The sequence below is a fragment of the Roseomonas rosulenta genome (assembly GCF_016106005.1).
In the GTDB taxonomy this organism is placed as follows: domain Bacteria; phylum Pseudomonadota; class Alphaproteobacteria; order Acetobacterales; family Acetobacteraceae; genus Neoroseomonas; species Neoroseomonas rosulenta.
This window is the reverse complement of the sequence record NZ_JACADR010000358.1, coordinates 1-3,852: the sequence shown is the minus strand read 5'-3', so window position 1 is coordinate 3,852 and position 3,852 is coordinate 1. Positions and strand designations below refer to the sequence as shown.

General features: G+C 72.6%; 6 protein-coding genes. 1 reads left to right on the top strand and 5 read right to left on the bottom strand.

All coding sequences use genetic code 11. The features are described from left to right. From HW578_RS24095 to HW578_RS24080, 4 genes are all read right to left on the bottom strand, one after another. Positions 1 to 586 (bottom strand): DUF2076 domain-containing protein (locus HW578_RS24095; RefSeq protein ID WP_198373245.1); only part of this gene is annotated, 586 nt, incomplete at its 3' end. 116 nt (positions 587 to 702) lie between these two features. Next, a complete protein-coding gene (locus tag HW578_RS24090; protein ID WP_198373244.1) occupies positions 703 to 1,131 on the bottom strand; it encodes a CoA-binding protein in 429 nt (142 codons plus the stop codon). Next, positions 1,128 to 1,637 (bottom strand): GNAT family N-acetyltransferase, encoded by a 510-nt coding sequence (locus HW578_RS24085; RefSeq protein ID WP_198373243.1) that lies wholly within the window; start codon positions 1,635 to 1,637, stop codon positions 1,128 to 1,130. Before HW578_RS24085 ends, HW578_RS24090 begins: the two co-directional genes overlap by 4 nt. Then, on the bottom strand, positions 1,637 to 2,386 hold the full coding sequence (locus HW578_RS24080; RefSeq protein WP_198373242.1) for a maleate cis-trans isomerase family protein: 750 nt from the start codon (positions 2,384 to 2,386) through the stop codon (positions 1,637 to 1,639). The genes HW578_RS24085 and HW578_RS24080 overlap by 1 nt, the downstream gene beginning before the upstream one ends. A 121-nt stretch (positions 2,387 to 2,507) precedes the next feature. Here HW578_RS24080 and HW578_RS24075 point away from each other — a divergent pair, with 121 nt between their 5' ends. After that, positions 2,508 to 3,479: a Bug family tripartite tricarboxylate transporter substrate binding protein gene (locus tag HW578_RS24075; RefSeq protein ID WP_198373241.1), complete on the top strand. Its 972-nt coding sequence runs from the start codon at positions 2,508 to 2,510 to the stop codon at positions 3,477 to 3,479. A gap of 6 nt (positions 3,480 to 3,485) precedes the next feature. Here HW578_RS24075 and HW578_RS24070 read toward each other — a convergent pair. Continuing rightward, on the bottom strand, positions 3,486 to 3,852 hold a 367-nt coding region (locus HW578_RS24070), incomplete at its 5' end, for a hypothetical protein (RefSeq protein WP_198373240.1).

Below are 3,852 nucleotides of genomic sequence, written 5' to 3'. Positions count from 1 at the left end.
CGGCATCCGCGCCGAGCCCCGCGGCCTGCGCCGCGCCGCCATGGCCGCCGAGGGCGCTCATGAGCATGTTGCCGAGCAGCATGCCGCCCGCGACACCCGCCGCCGCCGCCGCCGCCGTGCCGAGGAAGCCCATGCCGCCGCGCGACTGCTGCTGCAGCGCCTGCGGGTTGTAGCCGGGCGGGTACTGCGGCTGCGGGCGGGGCGGCATGGCCGGGGGCATCGGCGCGTTGGACCGGCCGCCGAACAGCCCGCCGAACATGCCGCCGCCACCGGCCTGCGCGGCCTGCGCCTGGCCCTGGCGGCGGGCGTTCTCGACTTCCCATTCCAGCTGCTGGATGCGGTTGTTCGCTTCGATCAGCGCCGCCTCCTGCACGAAGGCGGTCTGGGTGATGCGGTAGCGCGCCTCGGGGTAGCGGGCGAACAGATCGTTGATCAGCCGGTCGGCTTCCGGGTCCACCGGAGGCAGGCTGGGCGTGCGCGCCGGGCCGGTCGCGCCCCAGGGGCCGCTCGGCGCCTGCGGCACCGGTGCGGCGCCGCTGATCCGCTCCACGAAGGCGGTGATGATCCGCCGTTCCTCGTCCGTCATCTGCTTCATCCTCTCCCGACATGTCCGGGGGCGCCGCCTGCTTTCGACCCGCTCTCCCGTCGCGCGGCGAGATGGCCCGGCGGGGGGGCGGTTTCAAGGCGGTGGAGGATGACGGTTCAGGCCGCGCCCGGCAGGCGCGGCGGCAGGCCGAGTCGGCGCCATTCGATCACCGGGCAGCGATCCATGACCGCCGCCAGGCCGGCCGCGCGGGCGCGCGCCGCGGCGGCCTCGTCGATCACGCCGAGTTGCAGCCAGACCGATCGCGCACCGAGGCGGATCGCCGCGTCCACCACCGCGCCGGCCTCAGCGCTGCGGCGGAAGATGTCGACCATGTCGACCGGCGCCGCCTGATCGAGCGAGGCCAGCGCCGGCACGCGATGCACCGCGCGCCCGGCCAGCGCGGGGTTCACCGGCACGGCGTCGTAGCCGCGGTCGCGCAGGAAGCGGAAGACGCCGTTGCTTGGCCGGTCGGGCCGGTCGGAGGCGCCGACCACGGCGATGCGGCGCGTGCGCAGAAGCAGGTCGCGGATCGCGGCATCGTTCATCGCGGCGCCCCCGGTGCGTCGAGCAGCTTCTGCATCAGTTCGAGGTCGAGCCAACGGCCGAACTTGCGCCCCACCTCGCGCAGCACCGCGCCGCGCTGAAAGCCCAGGCGTTCATGCATGCGGATCGAGCCTTCGTTCGACGCGTCCACGCCCGCGATCATCACGTGCTTGCCCAGCGCGCGGGCCGGTTCGAACAGCGCCGTGACCAGCGCCGTGCCCAGCCCCTTGCCGCGCGCATCGGCGCGCAGATGCACCGAATGCTCGACCGTGTGGCGGTAGCCGGGGAAGGCGCGGAAATCGCCAAAGGACGCGAAGCCGAGCACGCCCTCCGCGGCCTCGGCCACCAGGACGGGAAAGCCCGCGGCGCGGCGCGCGGCGAACCAGGCCTGGCGATCCTCAAACGAGACCGGGTCATCCATGTAGATCGCCGTCGAGGTCGCGATCACATCGTTGAAGATCGCGGTGATGGCGGGCAGGTCGGCGTCCGTCGCGGGGCGGATCGCCATCAGAATTCCTCCAGCAACCGCCCGCAGCCCTCGACCTTGTCCATGATCCCGTTGGCGCGCAGCGCATGCCAGTAGGTGGCGGTGTTGATGGCGATGACCGGCTTGCCGAGCCACATCTCCGCCATGGCCGCGAGCTTCACCATCGAGAGGTTGGTGCCGACCTGGATGATGGCGTCCACGTCGTCGCCGTCGATCTGCTTGAGCGCATCGACGCATTGGCGCGGCGTGATCTGCGCGATGCCGGTCCAGGAACGTGCCTGCATCGCGATGTCGCGCACCACGGTGAAGCCCATGTCGCCGAAGTACCGCGCCACCTCGGTGTTCATCGCCGGCCAGTAGGGCGAGAGCACCGCGAGCCGCTTCACCCCGCCATGGGCGTTGAGCGCCGCCGTGCAGGCATGGCTGCCGACCGAAATGTCGAGGCCGCTCACCTCCTTCACCTGCGCGATGAAGCGGTCGGCGCCACGCGCGCCGTCGAAGAAGGTGACCGCCGACATGCCCATGACCAGGTAGTCGGGGTTGCAGGTCATCACCGAGCGCACGGCATCGAGCGTATTGGCACCGATGAGTTCCGCGCCGGCGCGGAAGGTCTCGTTCGACACGGCATCGGCGTTGGGCGTGTAGATGCGGGAGTAATGGTTGGTCACGCCGGCCGGACGCATCATGTCGAAATCCGGCTGCACCACGGTGTTGGTGGACGGGCCCATCACCCCGAACAGCTTGCGCCAGCCCAGCACGTCCTTGCCCATCACCGCTCTCCTGCATGCGTCGCGGCGCGAGCCTGCCACAGGTGCCGGCCGGCGCCAGCCCTTGCCGGCACGCGGCATGCTAGGCTTGGGTGAATCGACCAGCGCCGGAGACCGCCTTGCCATGACCCTCGCGCGCCGCACCCTGCTGACCGCGGCACCGCTGCTCGCCGCACCCGCCATGCTGCGCGCCCAGGGCGCCTGGCCGGACCGGCCGGTGCGCTGGGTGAATCCGGGTCCCGCGGGCGGGGCGGGGGATGTGCTCTCGCGGCTGGTGGGCGACCGGCTTTCGGCGCGCATCGGCCAGCCGGTGGTGGTGGAGAACCGACCCGGCGCCGGCACCAACATCGGCATGACGGCAGTCGCGCGCGCGGCACCGGATGGCTACACGGTGGGGCTGGCCTCGATCGCCTCGCACGCGGCGAACAAATGGCTCTATGCCAACATGCCCTTCGATGCGCAGCGGGACTTCGCGGCGGTCGGGCTGATCGCGCTGGTGCCCAACATCGTGGTGGTGCCGCCGGCCAATCCGCCGCGTGACCTGCAGGGCTTCATCGCCTGGGCAAAGGGGCTGGGGCGGCCGCTGAACTTCGGGTCGGTCGGCATCGGCTCATCGCAGCACCTGGCGGCGGCGCAGTTCGGCCAGATCAGCGGCATCGAGATCATCCACGCGCCGTACAACCAGGCGGGGCAGATGAACACCGACCTCATCGAGGGGCGGCTCGACGTGCTGTTCCAGTCGATCTCGGCGGTGTCGGGCATGGCGCAGGCGGGGCGGATGCGCCCGATCGCCGTCAGCGGGCCCGAGCGCGTGCCCGCCTTCCCCGACCTGCCGACGATGCGCGAGCAGGGTGTCGATGTGACGACCACCGGCTGGTTCGGCCTGTGCACGCCGGCCGGCGTGCCCGAGCCGATCCTGGCGCGGCTCGACGAGGCGCTGGCGGCGTCGCTGGCCGAGCCGGACCTGCAGGCGCGCATCATCGCCGGCGGGTCCGTCCCGCGCATCATGCGCCGCATGGACTTCACGCAATGGATGGCGGGCGAGAGCGAGCGGGTCGGCGTGATCGTGCGCGCCAGCGGCGCGCGGCTGGACTGAGGCGCGTCAGCCGCCGAACGCGCGCCGCAGCGCGAGGCCGACCGGGACCATCCCGGGGATCACCTCGCGCGTGAAGACCGCGAGCGTGGCGAGGAAGGGTTTGAGCGCGGCCGGGGCGGGCGGCGCGGCGCCCAGGGTGGCGATCAGCCCCGGCGCTTCCGCCTCCGCCGCCGCGACCGCGGCATCGCGCGCCTTCGCCAGCTCGCCCCCGGCGCAAAGCGGGGCCAGGGTTTGCGACAGCGCCCCCAGCACCGCCGGCCACTTCGCGAGATGGAGATAGAGGCTCGGCATCACCGCAGGGTCGGACAGCCCGTGGCGTGCGGCGAGCGCCTGCGCCGTGGCGGCGAGCGCCGGCGGCAGCTCCGCGAGCCGA